At 36.1% G+C, this 18,983-nt stretch carries 21 protein-coding genes; 12 read left to right on the top strand and 9 right to left on the bottom strand.

Annotated elements, in window-relative coordinates:
• The first annotated feature begins 11 nt into the window (after nt 1–11).
• From I3217_RS01085 to trxA, 5 genes are all read left to right on the top strand, one after another.
• A complete protein-coding gene (locus I3217_RS01085; RefSeq protein ID WP_435047872.1) occupies nt 12–1,715 on the top strand; it encodes a sodium:solute symporter in 1,704 nt (567 codons plus the stop codon).
• A 165-nt stretch (nt 1,716–1,880) separates the two neighbouring features.
• Complete coding sequence (locus I3217_RS01090) at nt 1,881–2,513, top strand: Crp/Fnr family transcriptional regulator (protein ID WP_435047873.1); 633 nt, start codon at nt 1,881–1,883, stop codon at nt 2,511–2,513.
• A 68-nt stretch (nt 2,514–2,581) separates the two neighbouring features.
• Complete coding sequence (locus I3217_RS01095) at nt 2,582–3,385, top strand: sulfite exporter TauE/SafE family protein (RefSeq protein WP_435047874.1); 804 nt, start codon at nt 2,582–2,584, stop codon at nt 3,383–3,385.
• Nucleotides 3,386–3,446: 61 nt separating this feature from the next.
• A complete protein-coding gene (locus I3217_RS01100) occupies nt 3,447–4,859 on the top strand; it encodes an MBL fold metallo-hydrolase (protein WP_435047875.1) in 1,413 nt (470 codons plus the stop codon).
• A gap of 89 nt (nt 4,860–4,948) precedes the next feature.
• Complete coding sequence (gene trxA, locus I3217_RS01105; RefSeq protein ID WP_435047876.1) at nt 4,949–5,245, top strand: thioredoxin; 297 nt, start codon at nt 4,949–4,951, stop codon at nt 5,243–5,245.
• Nucleotides 5,246–5,342: 97 nt separating this feature from the next.
• Here the strand turns inward: trxA and I3217_RS01110 are convergent, their stop codons facing one another.
• A complete protein-coding gene (locus I3217_RS01110) occupies nt 5,343–6,080 on the bottom strand; it encodes an energy transducer TonB (protein WP_435047877.1) in 738 nt (245 codons plus the stop codon).
• A 369-nt stretch (nt 6,081–6,449) separates the two neighbouring features.
• On the opposite strand from I3217_RS01110, the gene I3217_RS01115 reads away from it, so the two are divergent.
• From I3217_RS01115 to I3217_RS01140, 6 genes are read left to right on the top strand one after another with little or no spacing between them, the layout of a single operon-like run.
• Nucleotides 6,450–6,668: a hypothetical protein gene (locus tag I3217_RS01115; RefSeq protein WP_435047878.1), complete on the top strand. Its 219-nt coding sequence runs from the start codon at nt 6,450–6,452 to the stop codon at nt 6,666–6,668.
• Nucleotides 6,669–6,672: 4 nt separating this feature from the next.
• The gene (locus I3217_RS01120) at nt 6,673–6,960 is read left to right on the top strand and encodes a riboflavin synthase subunit beta (RefSeq protein ID WP_435047879.1); all 288 of its coding nucleotides are present in this window, start codon (nt 6,673–6,675) and stop codon (nt 6,958–6,960) included.
• 4 nt (nt 6,961–6,964) lie between these two features.
• Nucleotides 6,965–8,842, top strand: coding sequence for a DNA mismatch repair endonuclease MutL (gene mutL / locus I3217_RS01125; protein ID WP_435047880.1), 1,878 nt, complete (start codon nt 6,965–6,967; stop codon nt 8,840–8,842).
• A gap of 21 nt (nt 8,843–8,863) precedes the next feature.
• Nucleotides 8,864–9,622, top strand: a complete 759-nt coding sequence (locus I3217_RS01130) for a rhomboid family intramembrane serine protease (RefSeq protein WP_435047881.1) — start codon at nt 8,864–8,866, stop codon at nt 9,620–9,622.
• Nucleotides 9,623–9,625: 3 nt separating this feature from the next.
• A complete protein-coding gene (locus I3217_RS01135; protein ID WP_435047882.1) occupies nt 9,626–10,504 on the top strand; it encodes a rhomboid family intramembrane serine protease in 879 nt (292 codons plus the stop codon).
• Nucleotides 10,505–10,508: 4 nt separating this feature from the next.
• Nucleotides 10,509–11,543 (top strand): endonuclease/exonuclease/phosphatase family protein, encoded by a 1,035-nt coding sequence (locus tag I3217_RS01140; protein ID WP_435047883.1) that lies wholly within the window; start codon nt 10,509–10,511, stop codon nt 11,541–11,543.
• Here the strand turns inward: I3217_RS01140 and I3217_RS01145 are convergent.
• The 8 genes from I3217_RS01145 to I3217_RS01180 form a co-directional block, all read right to left on the bottom strand.
• Nucleotides 11,529–11,843, bottom strand: coding sequence for a DUF6122 family protein (locus tag I3217_RS01145; RefSeq protein WP_435047884.1), 315 nt, complete (start codon nt 11,841–11,843; stop codon nt 11,529–11,531). The genes I3217_RS01140 and I3217_RS01145 overlap by 15 nt on opposite strands.
• A gap of 3 nt (nt 11,844–11,846) precedes the next feature.
• Nucleotides 11,847–12,467, bottom strand: coding sequence for a WbqC family protein (locus I3217_RS01150; protein ID WP_435047885.1), 621 nt, complete (start codon nt 12,465–12,467; stop codon nt 11,847–11,849).
• Between the two features lie 19 nt (nt 12,468–12,486).
• Nucleotides 12,487–14,067, bottom strand: a complete 1,581-nt coding sequence (gene lepB, locus I3217_RS01155) for a signal peptidase I (RefSeq protein WP_435047886.1) — start codon at nt 14,065–14,067, stop codon at nt 12,487–12,489.
• Between the two features lie 95 nt (nt 14,068–14,162).
• Nucleotides 14,163–14,867 carry a 4-hydroxy-tetrahydrodipicolinate reductase gene (dapB, locus tag I3217_RS01160; protein WP_435047887.1) on the bottom strand — a complete coding sequence of 235 codons (705 nt, stop codon included), beginning with the start codon at nt 14,865–14,867 and terminating at the stop codon, nt 14,163–14,165.
• A gap of 3 nt (nt 14,868–14,870) precedes the next feature.
• Nucleotides 14,871–15,488 carry a DUF5683 domain-containing protein gene (locus tag I3217_RS01165; RefSeq protein WP_435047888.1) on the bottom strand — a complete coding sequence of 206 codons (618 nt, stop codon included), beginning with the start codon at nt 15,486–15,488 and terminating at the stop codon, nt 14,871–14,873.
• Complete coding sequence (locus tag I3217_RS01170) at nt 15,478–16,392, bottom strand: ParB/RepB/Spo0J family partition protein (RefSeq protein WP_435047889.1); 915 nt, start codon at nt 16,390–16,392, stop codon at nt 15,478–15,480. Before I3217_RS01170 ends, I3217_RS01165 begins: the two co-directional genes overlap by 11 nt.
• Before the next feature lie 8 nt (nt 16,393–16,400).
• Nucleotides 16,401–17,165: a ParA family protein gene (locus tag I3217_RS01175; protein WP_435047890.1), complete on the bottom strand. Its 765-nt coding sequence runs from the start codon at nt 17,163–17,165 to the stop codon at nt 16,401–16,403.
• A 172-nt stretch (nt 17,166–17,337) separates the two neighbouring features.
• Nucleotides 17,338–17,916: an NUDIX domain-containing protein gene (locus tag I3217_RS01180; protein WP_435047891.1), complete on the bottom strand. Its 579-nt coding sequence runs from the start codon at nt 17,914–17,916 to the stop codon at nt 17,338–17,340.
• Nucleotides 17,917–17,993: 77 nt separating this feature from the next.
• On the opposite strand from I3217_RS01180, the gene I3217_RS01185 reads away from it, so the two are divergent.
• Entirely contained in the window at nt 17,994–18,983 is a 990-nt protein-coding gene (locus I3217_RS01185; protein ID WP_435047892.1) for a DUF3667 domain-containing protein, read from the top strand.

Below are 18,983 nucleotides of genomic sequence, written 5' to 3' on the forward strand. Positions count from 1 at the left end.
CATCAATAACTATGCAAGCTTTACAAACGTTAGACTGGGTAGTAATTGGTGTTTTTGCTATTTTATTAATTGGTGTTATTGTTTACGTTGTTAAACAAAAACAGCAAAGTTCTGAAGATTATTTCCTAGGAGGAAAAGATGCAACATGGATTGCTATTGGTACCTCTATTTTTGCATCCAATATTGGATCTGAACATTTAATTGGTCTTGCCGGTGCTGGTGCATCCAGTGGTATGGCCATGGCACACTGGGAAATCCAGGGCTGGATGATTTTAATTCTCGGTTGGGTATTCGTACCGTTTTATTCGAGAAGTATGGTATATACGATGCCTGAATTTTTAGAGCGACGTTATAATCCGCAGTCAAGAACCATATTATCTGTTATCTCATTAATCAGTTATGTATTAACCAAAGTAGCAGTAACCGTTTATGCTGGTGGATTAGTATTCCAGCAAGTGTTCGGTATTGAAGAACTTTGGGGAATTGATTTCTTCTGGATAGCGGCTATTGGTTTAGTTGTAATTACAGCGCTTTACACCATTTTTGGTGGGATGCGTTCGGTATTATATACTTCGGTATTACAAACTCCGATTTTATTATTAGGATCTTTAATTATTGTGGTTTTAGGTCTTAAAGAATTAGGAGGCTGGGAGCAGATGATTGAAATAGCAGGGGCTAAACCTGTGAATGATTATGGTGATACGATGGTAAATTTAATCCGTAGTAACAACGATCCGGATTTCCCATGGTTAGGCGCTTTAATTGGATCTTCTATTATCGGATTCTGGTACTGGTGTACCGACCAGTATATTGTACAGCGTGTATTATCTGGTAAGAATTTAAAAGAAGCGAGACGTGGTACAATTTTCGGAGCGTATTTAAAATTACTTCCTGTATTTTTATTCTTAATCCCTGGTATGATTGCCTATGCTATTCACCAGAAACATGTTGGAGCAGGAGCAGAAGGTTTCTTACCATATTTACCTAATGGAGTGGCCAATGCAGATGCGGCGTTCCCTACATTAGTAGCGAAGTTATTACCTGCAGGAGTTAAAGGTTTAGTAGTTTGTGGTATTTTGGCAGCTTTAATGAGTTCTTTAGCCTCGTTATTTAACTCATCGGCTATGTTATTTACCATAGATTTCTATAAGAAAATTAAACCAAATACACCAGAGACTAAATTAGTTCGTATTGGACAAATGGCTACGCTGGTAGTTGTTATATTAGGTATTTTATGGATTCCTATTATGCGTAGTGTAGGTGATGTATTGTATACGTATTTACAGGATGTACAATCGGTATTAGCGCCTGGTATTGCAGCAGCATTCTTATTAGGTATTACCTGGAAACGTACATCGGCACTAGGTGGTATGTGGGGATTAATTTCCGGACTTATTATTGGTCTTACTCGTCTAGGTGCTAAGGTATATTATACCAATGCAGGTGAAGTGGCTGATTCTACGTTTAAATATCTGTTCTACGACCTTAACTGGTTATTCTTCTGTGGCTGGATGTTCTTATTCTGTATTTTAGTGGTAGTGGTAGTGAGTTTAATGACTGAAGCTCCAGACGAAACTAAAATCAAAGGACTTGTATTCGGTACAGCTACAAAAGCAGAATTACAAAGCGACAGAGATTCCTGGAATCATTGGGATGTTATTCATTCAGTAATTATCCTAGTTATCACTGGATTATTCTACTGGTATTTCTGGTAATACATTTGTAACACACATACATTTTACTATAAAATAAGGGTGGCGATTTTAATTTGCTGCCCTTATTTGTTTTAGGAAGGGACTGAAATTTTATAGTAGTTAAAAAGGAGTTTTTGTCTATATATAAAAGCTTATAAGTATCTTTATAGGCATAAAAACAAGGTTATGATTGAAGCACTAAAAAGGCATTATGGGTATTTGTTTGAAGACGATTTACTTAAGGAAATTAATCAGGTAGGACTGTTTAAAGAAATTCCTTCCGGGACGTCTTTAATGGATATTGGAGAACCAATAAAGTTTATGCCTTTACTTTTTAGTGGAGCGATTAAAATTCTTCGTGAAGACGATAAAGGCGATGAATTATTATTGTATTTCATAGAAACGGGAGATACCTGTGCCATGAGTATTACCTGTTGTATGGGCAATACTAAGAGTGAAATTCGTGCTATTGCCGAAACCGATGCGACTTTAATTATGGTTCCGGTAGAGAAAATGACCGAGTGGATGGGGAAATATAAAAGCTGGCAGAACTTTATATTACAGAGTTATCACGAACGTATGAAGGAGTTACTGGAAGCGATAGATACCATTGCCTTTTTGAAAATGGACGAACGCCTGTTAAAATATCTTAGAGATAAAGCTATGGTAAATCATGATGACCATATTCAGGTAACACATTATGAAATAGCTCAGGATTTGCATACTTCCAGAGTCGTGATATCCAGATTGTTAAAAAAACTGGAAAACGACGGTACAATTAAATTAATGCGAAATCATATTCAGGTTTTAGACCTTTAAAAGAATTTGTAACTTTTGTTACGGGTAAAAGTGGATCTAAACAGTACTTTTGCACGAAAAAGCAATCAATGGAAGTTACTCAAATTTTAGGTTATGTGGGAGCGCTTGTTATCGGTCTGGTCTTAGGGCTTACCGGTGGAGGTGGTTCTATTTTAACTGTTCCTATTTTAGTGTATTTATTAGGGATTAATCCTATTACAGCTACAGCATATTCTTTATTTGTAGTTGGTACTTCAGCAAGTTTTGGTGCCTTTAAGAATTTTCAGAAAGGTCTTGTCGATTTAAAAATAGCTGCAGTTTTTGCTATTCCGGCCTTTACCATGGTATATATTACAAGAAAGTACTTGATTGGTGCTATACCGGAAGTCATTTTCGAATTCGGCGGGTATGCCTTTACCAAAGACATTGCCATTATGGTATTATTTGCTATTATGATGGTAATTGCTTCTGTAACTATGCTAAAACCGAAAAGCAGAGATGAGGAAGAAGAAACCAAAAAGCGTAGGTTAAGTAATCTACTCATTTTAAACCAGGCTATTGTTATCGGCTTTTTTACCGGTTTAGTTGGTGCTGGAGGCGGGTTTATCATTATTCCGGCATTAATTGTTTTGGGGAACTTATCCATGAAAAAAGCGGTAGGTACTTCACTTTTTATCATTTCCGTAAATTCCTTAATAGGGTTTATCGGTGATATCGGAAACATAAATATAGACTGGGTATTCCTGTTATCTTTTACAGGTTTGTCTGTAGTAGGTATTCTATTGGGAAGTTTCCTGTCTAATAATATAGAAGGCGATAAATTAAAACGAGGATTTGGCTGGTTTGTACTCGTTATGGGTGTCTATATTCTAATTAAGGAATTAGTATTGTAACTCAGGTTACGTTGCCAAATTAAAAACATTATTAATTTTGAAGAACACTAAATTTATAAATATGAAAGTAGATCAAATATATACAGGATGTTTAGCGCAAGGCGCATACTATATAGAAAGTAAAGGAGAAGTGGCTATAATTGATCCGCTTCGCGAAGTAGACCCCTATATTAAACGCGCTGAAAAGGAAGGTGCGAAAATTAAATATATTTTCGAAACACATTTCCACGCCGATTTTGTTAGCGGACATGTTACCTTATCAGAACGTACTGGAGCTCCAATTATTTATGGCCCTTCGGCAACGCCTTCGTTCGATGCGATTATAGCCGAAGATGGACAGGAGTTTAAATTGGGAGATGTTACAATTAAAGTATTACATACTCCGGGGCATACCATGGAAAGTTCTACTTACCTTTTAAAGGATGAAAACGGAAAGGATTACGCTATTTTTAGTGGAGATACTTTGTTTTTGGGAGATGTAGGCCGTCCGGATCTGGCACAGAAAGGCGATATTACTCAGGATGATTTAGCTGGTTTCTTGTTTGATAGTTTAAGAACTAAAATTATGCCACTGGCAGACGACGTAATAGTTTACCCTGGTCATGGAGCTGGTTCAGCCTGTGGAAAAAATATGATGAAGGAGACGGTCGATACTTTAGGGAACCAGAAAAAAATGAATTATGCTTTAAGAGCAGATATGACTAAAGAAGAATTCATTAAAGAAGTTACCGATGGTTTAGCGCCTCCACCACAATATTTTCCTTTAAATGTGAAGATGAATAAAGAAGGGTATGAAAATATAGATACCGTAATTGAAAAAGGAACGAAAGCCTTATCACCAAATGAATTTGAAACGGTAGCGAATACTGTTGAAGCTTTGGTACTGGATGTACGTCATCAGGATGATTTTGTGAAGGGACATATTCCACGTTCAATTTTTATAGGTTTACAAGGTGGTTTTGCCCCTTGGGTAGGTGCTTTAATTAAAGATGTAAAGCAGCCGATTTTACTGGTAACCGATCCGGGTATGGAAGAAGAAGCGGTTATTCGTTTGTCTCGTGTAGGTTTCGATAATACATTAGGCTATTTAAAAGGTGGATTTGAGGCCTGGAAAGCCGAAGGTAAGGAATACGATACGATTTCATCAATTTCAGCAGAAACCTTTAAAGAGCGTCTGGAGAAAGATAAATTAAATGTATTCGATGTAAGAAAGGATTCTGAATTTGTATCTGAACATATTAAGGATGCAAAAAATGCTTCTTTAGAATTTATAAACGAGCATTTATCAGAAATACCAAAAGAAGAGCCGTTTTACGTACATTGTGCGGGAGGGTATCGTTCGGTAATTGCAGCTTCAATATTAAAAAGTCGTGGATATCACAACTTAGTTGATGTAGCTGGAGGTATGAAAGCAATACGAGAAGCTGGTATTCCTTTAACCGATTATGTGTGTCCGTCTACCCTTAAAAAATAAGGTAAAGTATTAAATATTAGTTAACTACTATTGCGATATTGTAAAAAGGTTGTACTTTTGCAGTCGCAAAATAAAAATGGGAATGTATTATGAGTCGTTTTTCAGAACTTATTAAACAAGATAAACCTGTTTTGGTTGATTTTTTTGCGGAGTGGTGTGGTCCATGTAAAGCTATGAGTCCTATTTTAAAAGACTTAAAAGCGACCTTGGGCGATGAGATTACAATATTGAAAATAGATGTAGATAAAAATCAGGAACTGGCATCAAAATTGCAAGTAAGAGGTGTACCTACATTAGTATTGTATAAATCTGGAAATCAAGTTTGGAGACAATCCGGAGTGGTTCAGAAACAGGATTTACTCCAGGTAATAAAACATAGTAATTAATGATAATTAGTTACTTTAGTGTTGATTAATAGCGAGAAAAGCGCCCCAGTCGGGGCGCTTTTCATTTTATATATACTGAAAGTAATGGAATACTTTTTTAGTCCTGATATTTAAAAATAATGGGAACGGCATAAGACACTTTTACCGGAACACCACGTTGCTCACCTGGAGTCATTTTTGGTAAAAGCCCCACAATACGTTCGGCTTCTTTTTCAAGGTTTTTGTCAGGTCCTCTGGATTTTATTCCTGTAACTTTTCCTTTGGTATCAATTTCAAATACCACATTTACCCGGCCTTGAAGTCCTAATTCTAAGGCTAATTCAGGGTATTTAATATTGGTTTTTATATGCTCCATCATTTTCATTTGAAAACAGGCTTTTGCTTCCTGATTACTGAGACCTTCACAACCGGGAAATACGGGAACTTTTTCAATAATTGCAAAAGGTACTTTTACGTCTTCTTCAACTTCTTCCACTTTAACATCGCTTACCGCTATTACACCTTCGTTAGATGTTTTTGGGGCAATGGCTATCTCCTGAGACGATTCTGTACTTTCTATTATCGTTTCAACAATTTCCGCAGTCGACTCGATGACTTGTATACTGGAACTTACAGCTACAGGTGGCGGTGGTAAGGCTACTTCAATTTTAGTAATAGGAATGTCCTCCTGTAAATCGGGTTCAATTCTTACATTTTCAATAGCTTCAGGTTCGTGTTCCATGGTTTTATATTCTAAAGCACGCCAAGTAAAAAACAGCATAATATTTAACCCGATAGCAAAATAGATGCTGCTATTTCTTCCTATGTCTATATTAGGGTTTTTCTTAGTATACATGATTTCCAGGTATTAAAAAGCACTCAAGTTATCCGCTTACTTTAAGTTACAATTAATAAAAACCGGGGACAATGATAATTATCAGTCAGGTATTTTTATGTAGGGGTAATTCGATAGTTTCCTTTTCCGTAACATGGCGTGTATTAAGCGCAATTTAGCCTATGCTACTATTCCTTTTTACATCTGGGAGTGTGATATTAAAGGGGGGATTGACAATACTGTGATTATAAATGAATAAAAATAGAAACTGTAACCCATTAAGTTTATAGTGTTTTAGGGGCTTTGTTAACATTTTTTTGGAATCGAGATTCGCCTTTCTACCCAATTTTAAGTACATTTGAAACAAAAGAAATAGTCGATTTTAAAACAGTGAATTTATTTAATCAGCGTAAAAACAAATCGTTTAATTATAAGCCTAAATTTCAGGAAGACAACAAAAAGGCGTCTGAAGATATGTCCTCGAAATGGCAGGACATTAAACAATCGAGAAAGCATAAAGGTAAAAGGGCTAACGCTATATGGCGTTGGTTGCTCCTTTTGGCTTTAATTATAATTTTATGGTATGTTCTAAGTAATTACGAAATGTAGGATTATGGGGATTTTTAGTAGACGCAAGAACAAGAAATTTACTTACACACCACGGTTTTATAAAGGTGCTGAAGAGGGGAGTCCTTTTGAAATGAAACATAAATTTGACGGATACCGCAAAACAGTGGGACCGGCAGGTGGCATAAAAACAAAATTTAAAACGGCTATAGAAGAGTTAAAAGAGTCGCCTGATAAGGAGGCTAACAGACGAATTTTAATTATAGTAGTAATATTGATTCTCATTTTTCTATTTATTATAGAATTTGATTTATCCATATTTTTTTCAAAATAAATACATGGCAGACATTATTCAACTTTTACCAGACCACGTTGCTAACCAGATAGCAGCGGGAGAGGTGGTACAACGTCCGGCTTCAGTAGTAAAAGAATTATTAGAAAATGCCATAGATGCCAAAGCCGAGACCATAAAATTACTGGTAAAAGATGCAGGAAAAACTCTGGTTCAGGTTATCGACGATGGTGTAGGCATGAGTGTTACAGATGCACGTTTAAGTTTTGAACGTCATGCCACTTCAAAAATACGTTCGGCAGAAGATTTATTCCAGTTAAACACCAAAGGATTCAGGGGGGAAGCTCTGGCAAGTATTGCTGCGATTGCGCATGTCGAGCTTAAAACCAAACAGGAACAGGACGAAGTTGGTACAGCGATAACCATAGAGGGGAGTGAAGTCGTGAGTCAGGAAGCCGTGGTAACACCAAAAGGAACTTCGATAGCAGTAAAACATTTGTTTTTTAATATACCGGCGCGTCGTAACTTTTTAAAATCCAACACCGTCGAAATTCGTCATATCATGGAAGAATTTCAGCGTGTGGCACTCGCACATCCTAATATTGGTTTTGTGATGTATCATAATGGTTCGGAGGTTTTTAATTTGCCTCAGAGCAATTACAGGCAGCGTATCGTTAATATTTTAGGTCCTAAAACCAACGAAAAGTTAGTTCCTGTAAACGAAGATACCGAAGTATTGAAAATTTCGGGATTTGTAGGGAAACCGGAATATGCTAAAAAATCGAGAGGCGAGCAGTTCTTTTTTGTAAATCACAGATTTATAAAAAGCGCTTATTTAAATCACGCTATTTCTTCGGCTTTCGAAGGCCTGATTAAAGAAGGGGCTCATGCCAGTTATTTTTTAAATCTGGAAGTGAATCCGCAATCTATAGATATTAATATACACCCGACAAAAACCGAAATCAAATTCGACGATGAACATACCTTGTACGCCATTTTAAGAGCTTCGGTAAAACACAGTTTGGGACAGTTTAATATAGCTCCTGTACTAGATTTTGAAAGGGATGCCAATTTGGATACCCCTTACGAGTATTCAGAAAAGCAGGCGAGTACACCCACAATAGAGGTAGATCGCACGTTTAATCCGTTTAACGATGAAACGACAAAAGTTTCAACTCTGTCCAAGCCAAAGGTGTCTTCGCAGTCTTTTTCCTCTAAACGAGAAACGCCTGCAGCAAGTTGGGAAAGTTTGTATGTAGGATTGGAATCGAAGGGAACAAAGTCACAACAGGATTTTAGTGAAGTGGAGTTTGAAAGTTCCGAGACTACCGTTTCTATGTTCGATGAATCGCAGATAACTACGAAACAATCTACATATCAGATTCACAATAAATATGTATTTAGTGCCATTAAATCGGGGATGTTGGTTATCGATCAGCACCGGGCACATCAACGCGTATTATATGAAGATTTTCTTCAGCATATCACCGGAAAAAACACGGTAAGTCAGCAATTATTATTTCCGTTACAGTTAACATTTTCAAAACAGGAGTTAGATATTGTAAAACAGTTAAAAGAAGATCTGGAACATGCCGGATTTGTATTTCAGAATTTCGATAAAAACGGTTTTGAAGTCATAGGATTGCCTATTAACGTTCCAGAAAGTGAAGTGAGCATTATACTCGATCAGCTTATCAGCGATGTAGAACAAGGGGTGCCTGATGCGCATTTTAGTGTGGCCGATTTGTTAGCAAAATCTCTGGCTAAAAGTCTGGCTATTAAATCTGGGCAGTCTTTATCGCAGACGGAACAGGAACATCTGGTAAATAGTTTATTTGCCTGTAAAGAGCCTAATGTATCGCCAGCTAACAGACCTACATTTATTACGATGACTGTTGACGAATTGGATAAAAAATTTATGTAACTTAAAGCAAATAAAATATTTATGAATAGAATTTCCGAAACAGTAAAGCACCTGATTATAATTAATGTAATCGTGTTTATTGGTACTATGGTTGTTGGCGGAGGTACCTTATTTTATGATTGGTTTGCTTTACATTTCCCAAAGAATGAAGCCTTTCAGCCCTGGCAGATTTTCACCCACATGTTTATGCATGGCGGGTTTATGCATATTCTGTTTAATATGTTTGCGCTCTGGATGTTTGGTACGCCTGTAGAGCAACGGTTTGGAGGGAAAAAGTTTTTGTTTTTCTATTTATCTTCAGGTCTTGGGGCCGCCTTATTAATGCTGGGTTATTATTATTTTCAGTTTTATTCGGGGATGAATACTTTAACTGAAGCAGGTTTCGATGCTAATGAAACTTTAAATACCTTACGCTCTGGCTACGCACGTTACGATACGCGCTGGCAACAAGCATTATCGAGCGAGGAGCTTGGTAAGTTTATTAGTGTGTTTAACGGAACTATGGTTGGAGCTTCAGGTGCCATAATGGGCGTGCTGGTGGCTTTTGGTATGTTATATCCTGAATCGAAATTAATGCTTATATTTTTGCCAATTCCAATTAAAGCCAAGTATTTTATTCCGGGTATAATTGCTTTAGACTTGTTTTCGGCCATTACAGGGCAATCTATATTTAGTCCGAGTAACACGGCCTATGTAGCGCACGTCGGAGGGGCTTTAACCGGATTTTTAATTATGTGGTACTGGAAGAAAACACAATTTAATAACCATAGATGGGATTAAAATATGACAACCCTAAATCAAGATATTAAGCAAAAACTAACACATTTAAATGTCTTGGAAAAGATAATAGCCATAAATGTTATTGTTTTTTTTGTTGGTTTTATTATTCAGGCGCTTGCAGGGTCTTTGCCTTACCATTCCAGTTTAAGCTGGTTTGAGTTACCTAGTGCTGTTTCTAAATTACTGGTTAAGCCCTGGAGTATTATTACCTACGCTTTTGTGCATTACGATTTCATTCATTTGCTATTTAATATGTTATGGCTGTATTTTATTGGGCAAATGTTTTTAAACCTGTTCAGTAAAAAACTGGCCTTAAATATTTATTTTTTAGGAGCCATGGCTGGAGGATTATTGTTTTTACTGGGCTATAATCTTTTGCCAGGTGTTTTCACTTCAGGTAATCGTTTGGTTGGCGCTTCAGCAGCAGTGCGTGCACTTTTAATTTTTGTATGTGCCTATATGCCCCATACTCAGGTTCGTTTTTTTACTTTTAATATTAAGCTGTGGTATATTGCAGCAGGAATTGTTGCCATGGATGTTATTGGTGTTTTCGGTACAAATGCAGGCGGTAATCTGGCCCATATTGGGGGAGCAGCTTTAGGATATTTGTATGCGGTGGAATATAAAAAGGGCCATGATATAGGTAAAGGGTTTGAAAGTATAATAGCATCAATTGGAGGCTGGTTTAAGAAGTCGAAAAAATCGCCGCTAAAAACGGTACACAAACGCAAGAAACAAGATTATGCAGGGTATAGCAGTGAAGAGTTTAATTCGTTCAACAAGCAAAAACGGATAGATCTTATTCTGGATAAAATAAAAAAAAGCGGCTACGACAGCTTAAATAAAGAGGAAAAAGAATTTTTATTTAAGGCCGGCAAATAATACCATGAGGAAGCTAAACATTATTGATAAATTTATTTTTATAATCAACTCTGTTTTAGCGACACTTCTTCTATTATCATATCTGTTACCATATATTCCACCTAAACATTTTGCTTTACTGTCTGTACTCAGTTTAATGGTGCCGTTATTAATGCTTATAAATGGGCTGTTTGTTTTATACTGGCTGTTAAAGCTAAAAAAGCAATTGTTGTTATCGGCACTGGTTTTAGTTATAGGCTATTTTAATCTGGGCTCATTTTATAAATTTTCCTCAGAAAGAGCTTCAGAAAAAAATGAAAATGAAACTACAATCTCTGTAATGAGTTACAATGTACGTTTGTTTAATATTTATAAATGGATAGAAGATAAAGATGTTGAGCAGGAGATTAGCAGTTTGGTACAGGAAGCGAGTCCCGATATTTTGTGTATACAGGAATTTCACCCGGAACAAAAGCGTGTTGATTTTTCTCAGTACAAACATAATTATGTCCAGCTAGCGGGAGAGCATAAACTTTTTGGACAGGCTATATTTTCGCGATTTCCTATAGTTAATTCTGGATCTATTACGTTTCCAAATACACCAAATAATGCTATTTATGCGGATGTGGTTAAAGGTGAAGACACGATAAGAGTCTATAATTTTCATTTGCAATCTTTGCGTATAAATACTCAGGTTGAAGAATTAAAAAAGCAGGATTCCGAGCGCTTATTGAAAAGTATAGGGAATTCGTTCTCCATACAGCAGGAACAGGCCGAATTGTTGCTCGAGCATATAACTGCGTGTAAATATAAAATGTTAATTACTGGCGACCTTAATAATACAGCAAGTTCTTATGTGTATAGAAAAATTAAGGGGGATTTGACGGATACTTTTAAAGTAGCCGGAGAGGGTTTCGGTAAGACTTACGAGTTTAAATTTTATCCGGTGCGTATTGACTTTATATTTTCTGATGAAGCATTTGCTGTTCGCGATTTTAAAACTTTCAATGTTCTATATTCGGATCATTACCCTGTAATGGCCAGTTTAAGTTTGCATTAAATAACAATCTACGCTATCTGCAAGAATATGTATTACCAGGCCCAGAGCAATAAGTCTGGTGGATTTTGGCATTAATAGGAGGATATAAACAGCAATGGCCCAGTAGGAGTGGAGCGGATGAAAGTTTATACTGCAGCGTCCCGGGCTAAACACAGGAGTAGCCAAAAGATGATCTAAGTCAATCAGCATACCACAAAGCATTATTAAATAAGCGTGTTTCCAGTTTTGTTTATAGCATAAAAAAGCTATCAGTAGTGGCCCCAGAAAGTGTATTCCATAATGAATACAGGTTTGCAGCATGGTTTAAAATTTTACATTTTGCTGTTCCAGATAATGCAGCGCATTTGGTCCTTCATTAAAAAGTAAGTCCAGTATGCTTAAATTTGGTTTAAAACCGTGTTTTGTATCAAAAACCTGAGTGTAAGGTTCGTTTTGAAATTGTGAATTGGATTTGCGTTCAACAAGATGTCTTAAATCCGTGATGCCCTGTAATTCGTGTTGATATTCTGTGGTAAAGTCAATCTCGGGGTAAAACTGTAGACAGTCGCAAATGACATCAAAACATTTTAAGTTAAAATCAAGAAGGTACTTTACCGGAAGCTCAAAAAGCGGTTGTAATTCGTCTTCATAATATTCAAAAAACGGAGATGTTTTATAGGCTGAAAGTAAAGATTTCCAGTGTATACCTTGCCATTTTGTGTCGTGAGATACCAGAATATCTTTGTATTTCTGACGATTTTTTTGCGAGTATACTACCGGAATATTTAATAACAATTCGCCGTTAGCAGCATAGATATAAGTTCTCGTTCTGAAAGTTTGCTTTGAAAAATTATCTTCTTTCTCAAATAGTACACAATTGCTTTGCGCCATGGCAGCCATATGTGCAATATTTGGAAAATAAGTGGGGTGTAAAAGTATACTCATACAGAGAAGACCTTAAAATTTAGGCGTTTTCTTTTTTACGTTTTCTCCAGATACTGAAACCGTATAATAAAACGGCGGCAATTAATGCAGGAATTAAATAAGACACGGGTTTACCACTACCATGAACGGTAGTAAAGAAACGGTCCCAACGTGGTTTGCCGTTTTGATCCCAGCTCATCCAGATAAATACAGGCTTTCCTACTACGTGGTCGAACGGAACAAAGCCCCAAGCTCTTGCATCCTGAGAGTTGTGTCTGTTATCTCCCATCATCCAGTAATAATTCTGTTTGAAGGTATAGGAATCTGCTAGCTTGTCATTGATGTAAATCTGGTTTCCTTTAACTTTTAAAGTATTTCCTTCGTATTCTGTAATAACGCGTTTATATAGAGGTAATACTTCCAGATTTAATTTAATGGTTTTGCCTTCTTCAGGAATATATAAGGGCCCGAAGAAATCATTATTCCAGTTGTAATTAGGATCGTGTGGAAAGATATTCGCATCTCTTACTCCTTTTTGTTCTTTAATAGGGGTAATGCTTTCAACGTTTGGATGATTTTTAAATTTAGCAACAGCTTCATCTGTAATCGACATGAACATATATGTGTTCTTGTCGTTTATGATTCCAAAACGATCGGTAATACCGTAACGATCTGCTAATTCTTTTGGATTAAATTGATGGGTTTTAGGTTGAACTAAATAGCTGAACTGTAATTTAGCGCGATCCGGTAATACATTTTGCTTTCCGTTAATGTATACAAAACCATTTCTCACTTCCAACGAGTCACCTGGCAAACCGACACAACGCTTAACGTAATTGGATTGTTTGTCTATAGGCTTCCAGTAATTACGATCCGGATTTTTAAAAAATACCTGTACCGTATCTACGGGCCAGTTAAAAACAACGATATCATTACGCTTAATGTCCTGAAAGCCTGGTAAACGTAAATAAGGTAATAAAGTTTTATTTTTAAGTGATTTCTCTTTGGTTGCTAAATTATCGTCTGCTACGTACGATTTAAGTTTAGTTTTAGGAATCGAGTCATGAACCATTGGCAAAGCCAGTGTGGTCATAGGAATTCGAGGACCATAATTCAATTTACTGACAAAAAGGAAATCACCTATTAAAAGGGATTTTTCCAACGATGAAGTTGGGATCGTAAACGGCTGAATAATATAGGTGTGAACTATAGTTGCAGCAACTATAGCAAATAAAATGGAATTTACCCAGTCACCAAGGCTGGTTCTTGGTTCCAGGCTTCTATCTTTAATATAACTAACATCGGTAGCGTAGTTTAGGTAATAATTGTAAAACCCAAGGCTCACCACAGCTAAAACAGTATCCAGAGTCGTATGTTTACCAAAACTTCTGGCGGTTTCTACCCATACAACCGGAAACATAATTAGGTTAACAATAGGTAAAAACAGCAAGATGGTCCACCACCAGGGTCTGTTTATTATCTTCATTAAAATTACGGCATTATAAACAGGAATAAAGGCTTCCCAGGCGTTTCTGCCCGCTTTAATATATAACTTCCATGTACCTAAAGCGTGAATAATTTGGACGATAATAAAAAAGATAAACCACTGTGTTAAAGTCATAATTTATAAGATTGTAGATTACCTTACAGGTAAAATTTAGTTAGTTATAAAAGTAAGTATATTTATAAGCAGCACTGTTACTGTATTGTGTTTAATTAACCAATATTTAACACATCTTTCATGCTGTAAACCCCGGTTTTTCCAACCAGCCATTCAGCAGCTATAACGGCACCTAAGGCAAAGCCTTGTCGGTTATGAGCTTTGTGTTCTATAGTAATAGAGTCTACTGGACTATCGTAAGTAACAACATGTGTTCCCGGTACTTCAGGAATACGTTTGGCTACAATAGGAATAGCAGTGCCTTCGGCTTCATTTAAAGCCCATTGGTTGTAAGTAGCGTGTTCAGAGATAATGTCGTTGGCCAGAGATATTGCAGTACCGCTTGGTTCGTCCAGTTTTTGGGTATGGTGAACTTCTTCCATCGAAATATTATACTGATCCAGAGCACTCATCATTTTGGCCAGAGTTTTGTTTAATTCAAAAAAGATATTTACACCTAAACTAAAGTTTGAAGCATATATAAACGCGCCTTTTTTCTCTTCGCATAAGGCTGTCATTTTATCGTAATCCTGTAACCATCCTGTAGTACCGGAAACGACAGGTACATTATTGTTTAAGCAATTAGATATATTTCCAACCGCGGCATCTGGAATACTAAAGTCTATAGCTACATCGGCTGTAGTGATGTCGTAGTCCGGTTGTTCGATACTTGCTTTTATTACGATTTCATGTCCACGGTCTAATGCAATTTGTTCTATGGTTTTACCCATTTTTCCGTATCCTAATAATGCAATTTTCATGTTTTAAAATTTAAAGTTAAAGGTGAGTCCGAGATTGGAACAATTTTCCATCTCGTTATAATTATAATGTGGTGCTAAACTTAAATTGTCGTCTATGTTAAATTGCATTAAATGGGCATCAACATTGGCATCTACAATTTGCAGGGCATAGAGCCCTATTGTGATTAGCAGAGACATTTCTTTATTTCGTCTGAGTTGTTTTTGAGCGTTTTGCAAACCATCTGTAGATAGTTTATCGTAAAATTCATCATCAGTATAGCCGGCTAATCGCCGTTTGTAGGCATCACGATATCTGTTATAAGCATTATTATTATCTATATAAAAATAAATACCCGTACCTAAAGCGGCGTAAACAATGGGAATTTTCCAGTATTTCTTGTTGTATGCCTGACCTAAACCAGGGAGTACTGCAGAATAAAACGCAGCCCGTGAAGGTGCTAAAGGATCTATATAATTAGATTCTAATTTGGCGCTTTTTGCGGGACTGGTTTGGGTTTCTATACTTAAAGAATCTGTCGACTTTATGGCGTCCGTTTTGGACTCTTTGTCGTTTTCTTGGGCAATGCTATGTAAACAAAAAAGGAGCGTAAATACTACAGATATAAGAGATTTACTTTGCACTCTGTACCAGTTTTTTTATACGATTAAAATCTTCTTCCGAATGAAATGGAATGGTAATTTTACCTTTCCCGTTCTTCGATACTTTAATGTCTATTTTATGTCCGAAATAATCTGAAAAATCCTTGATACTGGTCTTTACAAATTTCGGGGTTTCCACTTCTTTTTTTGTAGGTGTAGCCGGAACTTCAACCTCCTGAGTTTCGTTAAAAGTTCTTACCAGCGTTTCGGTATCACGTACTGATAATTTATTTTCCAGGATTTTTTCGTAAATCTCTAACTGGATGTTTTGGTCTTCGATATTGATAATAGCGCGACCATGACCCATGGAAATAAAACCATCACGCATACCGGTTTGAATAATAGGGTCCAGTTTTAAAAGACGTAAATAGTTGGCAATGGTAGAACGTTTTTTACCAACGCGCTCACTCATTTGTTCCTGAGTTAAATTAATTTCGTCTATTAAACGTTGGTACGATAAGGCAATTTCTATTGGATCTAAATCCTGACGCTGAATATTTTCTACAAGAGCCATTTCTAAAGACTCCTGGTCGTTTGCAATTCTAATATAAGCCGGAACGGTTTCCAGACCTATAGATTGAGAGGCCCTGAAACGGCGCTCTCCAGATACCAACTGATATTTACCGAAATTTAATTTACGTACGGTAATAGGTTGGATAACTCCAAGTTCTTTAATAGAAGTCGCTAATTCTCTAAGGGATTCTTCATTAAAATTAGTACGGGGCTGAAATGGGTTCATTTCAATCGAACTCAATTCTAATTCTACAATATTGCCAATAACTTTATCGGCGTTTTTGTCCTGTACAGAATTTATATCGTTACTTGGGTCTTTTAATAATGCAGATAAACCTCTTCCTAATGCTTGTTTCTTTACTGCCTTCGCCATGGTTGTCTCTAAGAATTTTTTGTGATGATTTCTTTAGCTAAACTTAAATAGTTTATTGCGCCTTTACTACTTGCATCAAAATTAATAATACTTTCACCAAAACTTGGTGCTTCACTTAAACGTACGTTACGCTGAATAATTGTTTTAAAAACCATATCGTTGAAGTGTTTCTGTACTTCTTCTACAACCTGATTAGATAAACGTAAACGCGAATCGTACATGGTTAGTAATAACCCTTCTATATCCAATTCTGGATTGTGTATTTTCTGAACACTTTTTACGGTGTTTAATAATTTTCCTAAACCTTCCAAGGCAAAATATTCGCACTGTATTGGAATAATTACCGAATCGGCGGCCGTTAATGCATTTAGGGTTAACAGGCCTAAAGAAGGAGCACAGTCTATTAAAATATAATCGTACTCGTCTTTTACTTCTTCCAGAGCGCGTTTTAGCATATATTCCCGTTGGTCTTTATCTACCAACTCAATTTCAATAGCAACAAGATCTATATGTGCTGCAATGATATCTAAATTCGGGGTTTCTGTTTCAAGAATAGCTTCTTTAGCGGTAGCTGTATGTTCTAGTAACTGGTAGGTTCCAATTTCAACAGATTCAACATCAATACCTAAACCCGAAGTAGCATTGGCCTGGGGATCGGCATCAATAAGTAAAACTTTCTTTTCAAGTACTCCTAAGGAGGCGGCTAAGTTAACAGAAGTTGTAGTTTTTCCAACACCTCCTTTTTGGTTTGCAATAGCAATGATTTTACCCATTAACAGTTTGGTTTTATTAGGTGTAAAAATACAACTATTTATGACTTTTAAAAATGTAACTTGTTAACAAATGTTAAGGTATAAACACAGGCAAAGCGTGCATCTTATAAGTCGTTGAATTATTTTGTGAATAAATATTATCTAAAGGTTCCATTACAATTTGAAATTGAATTTAATACGACTTATTTAAGAGCATCCATTGCAGTGCAATTATCGTTTTAGCATCTTTAATAGCGTTTGAATTTAATTTTTCTCGTATTGCTGAAAGCGGAATTTTTACTAGTTGAATGTCTTCCTGTTCGGTATCTAGACCACCGCCTTCAAAAATTTTATCGGTTGAATGGACTTCGGCATAAAAGGCATTAACTTTTTCTGATGCACCCCCAGGTGAAACAAAATATTCCCCGATAAACTCCATGTTTTTTACCTGATAGCCTATTTCTTCTTCTACTTCACGACGAGCACATAATTCAGGATCTTCATCGCCTTCTATAGACCCTGCTACAATTTCCAGTAACCAGCCGTCGCAGTTCGGGTCAGTCACTATAGGATATCGAAACTGATTGATTAATAAAACAGAGGCGGTATCTTTCTCAACCAATACTATCGCAATGGCATTTCCACGTTCAAAGCTTTGCCTTACAACTTCGATTTGAGTATCACTATTAAATGTATCGTGTAAAAGTGTAGCCTTTTTTATTTTGAAATAATCGTTGTAAACAATATCTTCCTTTAAAATTTTATATTTCATAGTTTTTTTATCTGAAAAACGAAGGTAAATAATATTAGTTTATTTTTAACTCGCTAGACCTAAACCTTAATTTTACAATGAGTAAGACCTGTAATAATTGTGAGTATATTTTCGATTCTTCTTTTAATTATTGTCCAAACTGTGGGCAGAAAAGCAATGAAGGTTTAACAGTTGGAGTATTGTTTAAAAATACGATACATAATTATTTTTCTGTAGATGCCCGGTTTTTTAAAAGTTTTTTCCCATTATTAGTAAGACCTGGATTTTTACCCTCAAAATTTGTAGAAGGTAAGCGTTTATTGTATCTGCATCCTGCTCAGTTTTATTTGTTCGCAAGTTTAGTTTTCTTTTTTCTGTTTTCATTTGAAGTACGAAAACAGGAAACCAATTTTGATAAGGTATTAAAAAAGGAAGCGGTTACGACACCCAAAGATCACAAACCCAGAGAAACCGTTCAGATAGGAAATTCAAATTTTAATGTGGTAGCGATTGGAGACACCATAACACCTGTAACTGATTATAATGATTTAAAATTAGAAAATAAAAAGGTTGATTCTTTAATTGCTCATAACGCTCCGGAAATTGAAGTCTTGAAGGCTTTGGGGATGAAAGACGACGCGAGTTGGTTTCAGCGTAAGTTTTACGGACAACTTTATAAATTGTATAAATATAAAAGCGGAGGGTCTATTCTGGAAACCTTTTATAATTACATTCCTATTTCCCTGTTTATTTTACTTCCAATTTTTGCCTTGTTGTTAAAGCTCGTGTATTTTAGAAAAGGAGTCTTTGCTGTACATCTGGTGTTTAGTTTGTACTATTTTTCCTTTCTTTTTGTATTGTTGAGCCTGTTTACAATACTCCATTTTTTTATAAAACTGCCTAATATTATTTATACTGTTATTACACTACTGTCTTTTGTTTATTTATATCTGGCGGTATTAAAGTTTTATAAATCAGGACTATTTTCAAGCTTTTTTAAAGTGGGATTTGTTAGTACTTTGTATGCTTTATTGGTAATACCCATGGCTTTTGTAATTCTTGCCGTAGCAGCTTTTATGTTTTATTAA

The sequence above is a fragment of the Formosa sp. S-31 genome, from assembly GCF_051172795.1.
Lineage (GTDB): Bacteria > Bacteroidota > Bacteroidia > Flavobacteriales > Flavobacteriaceae > Formosa.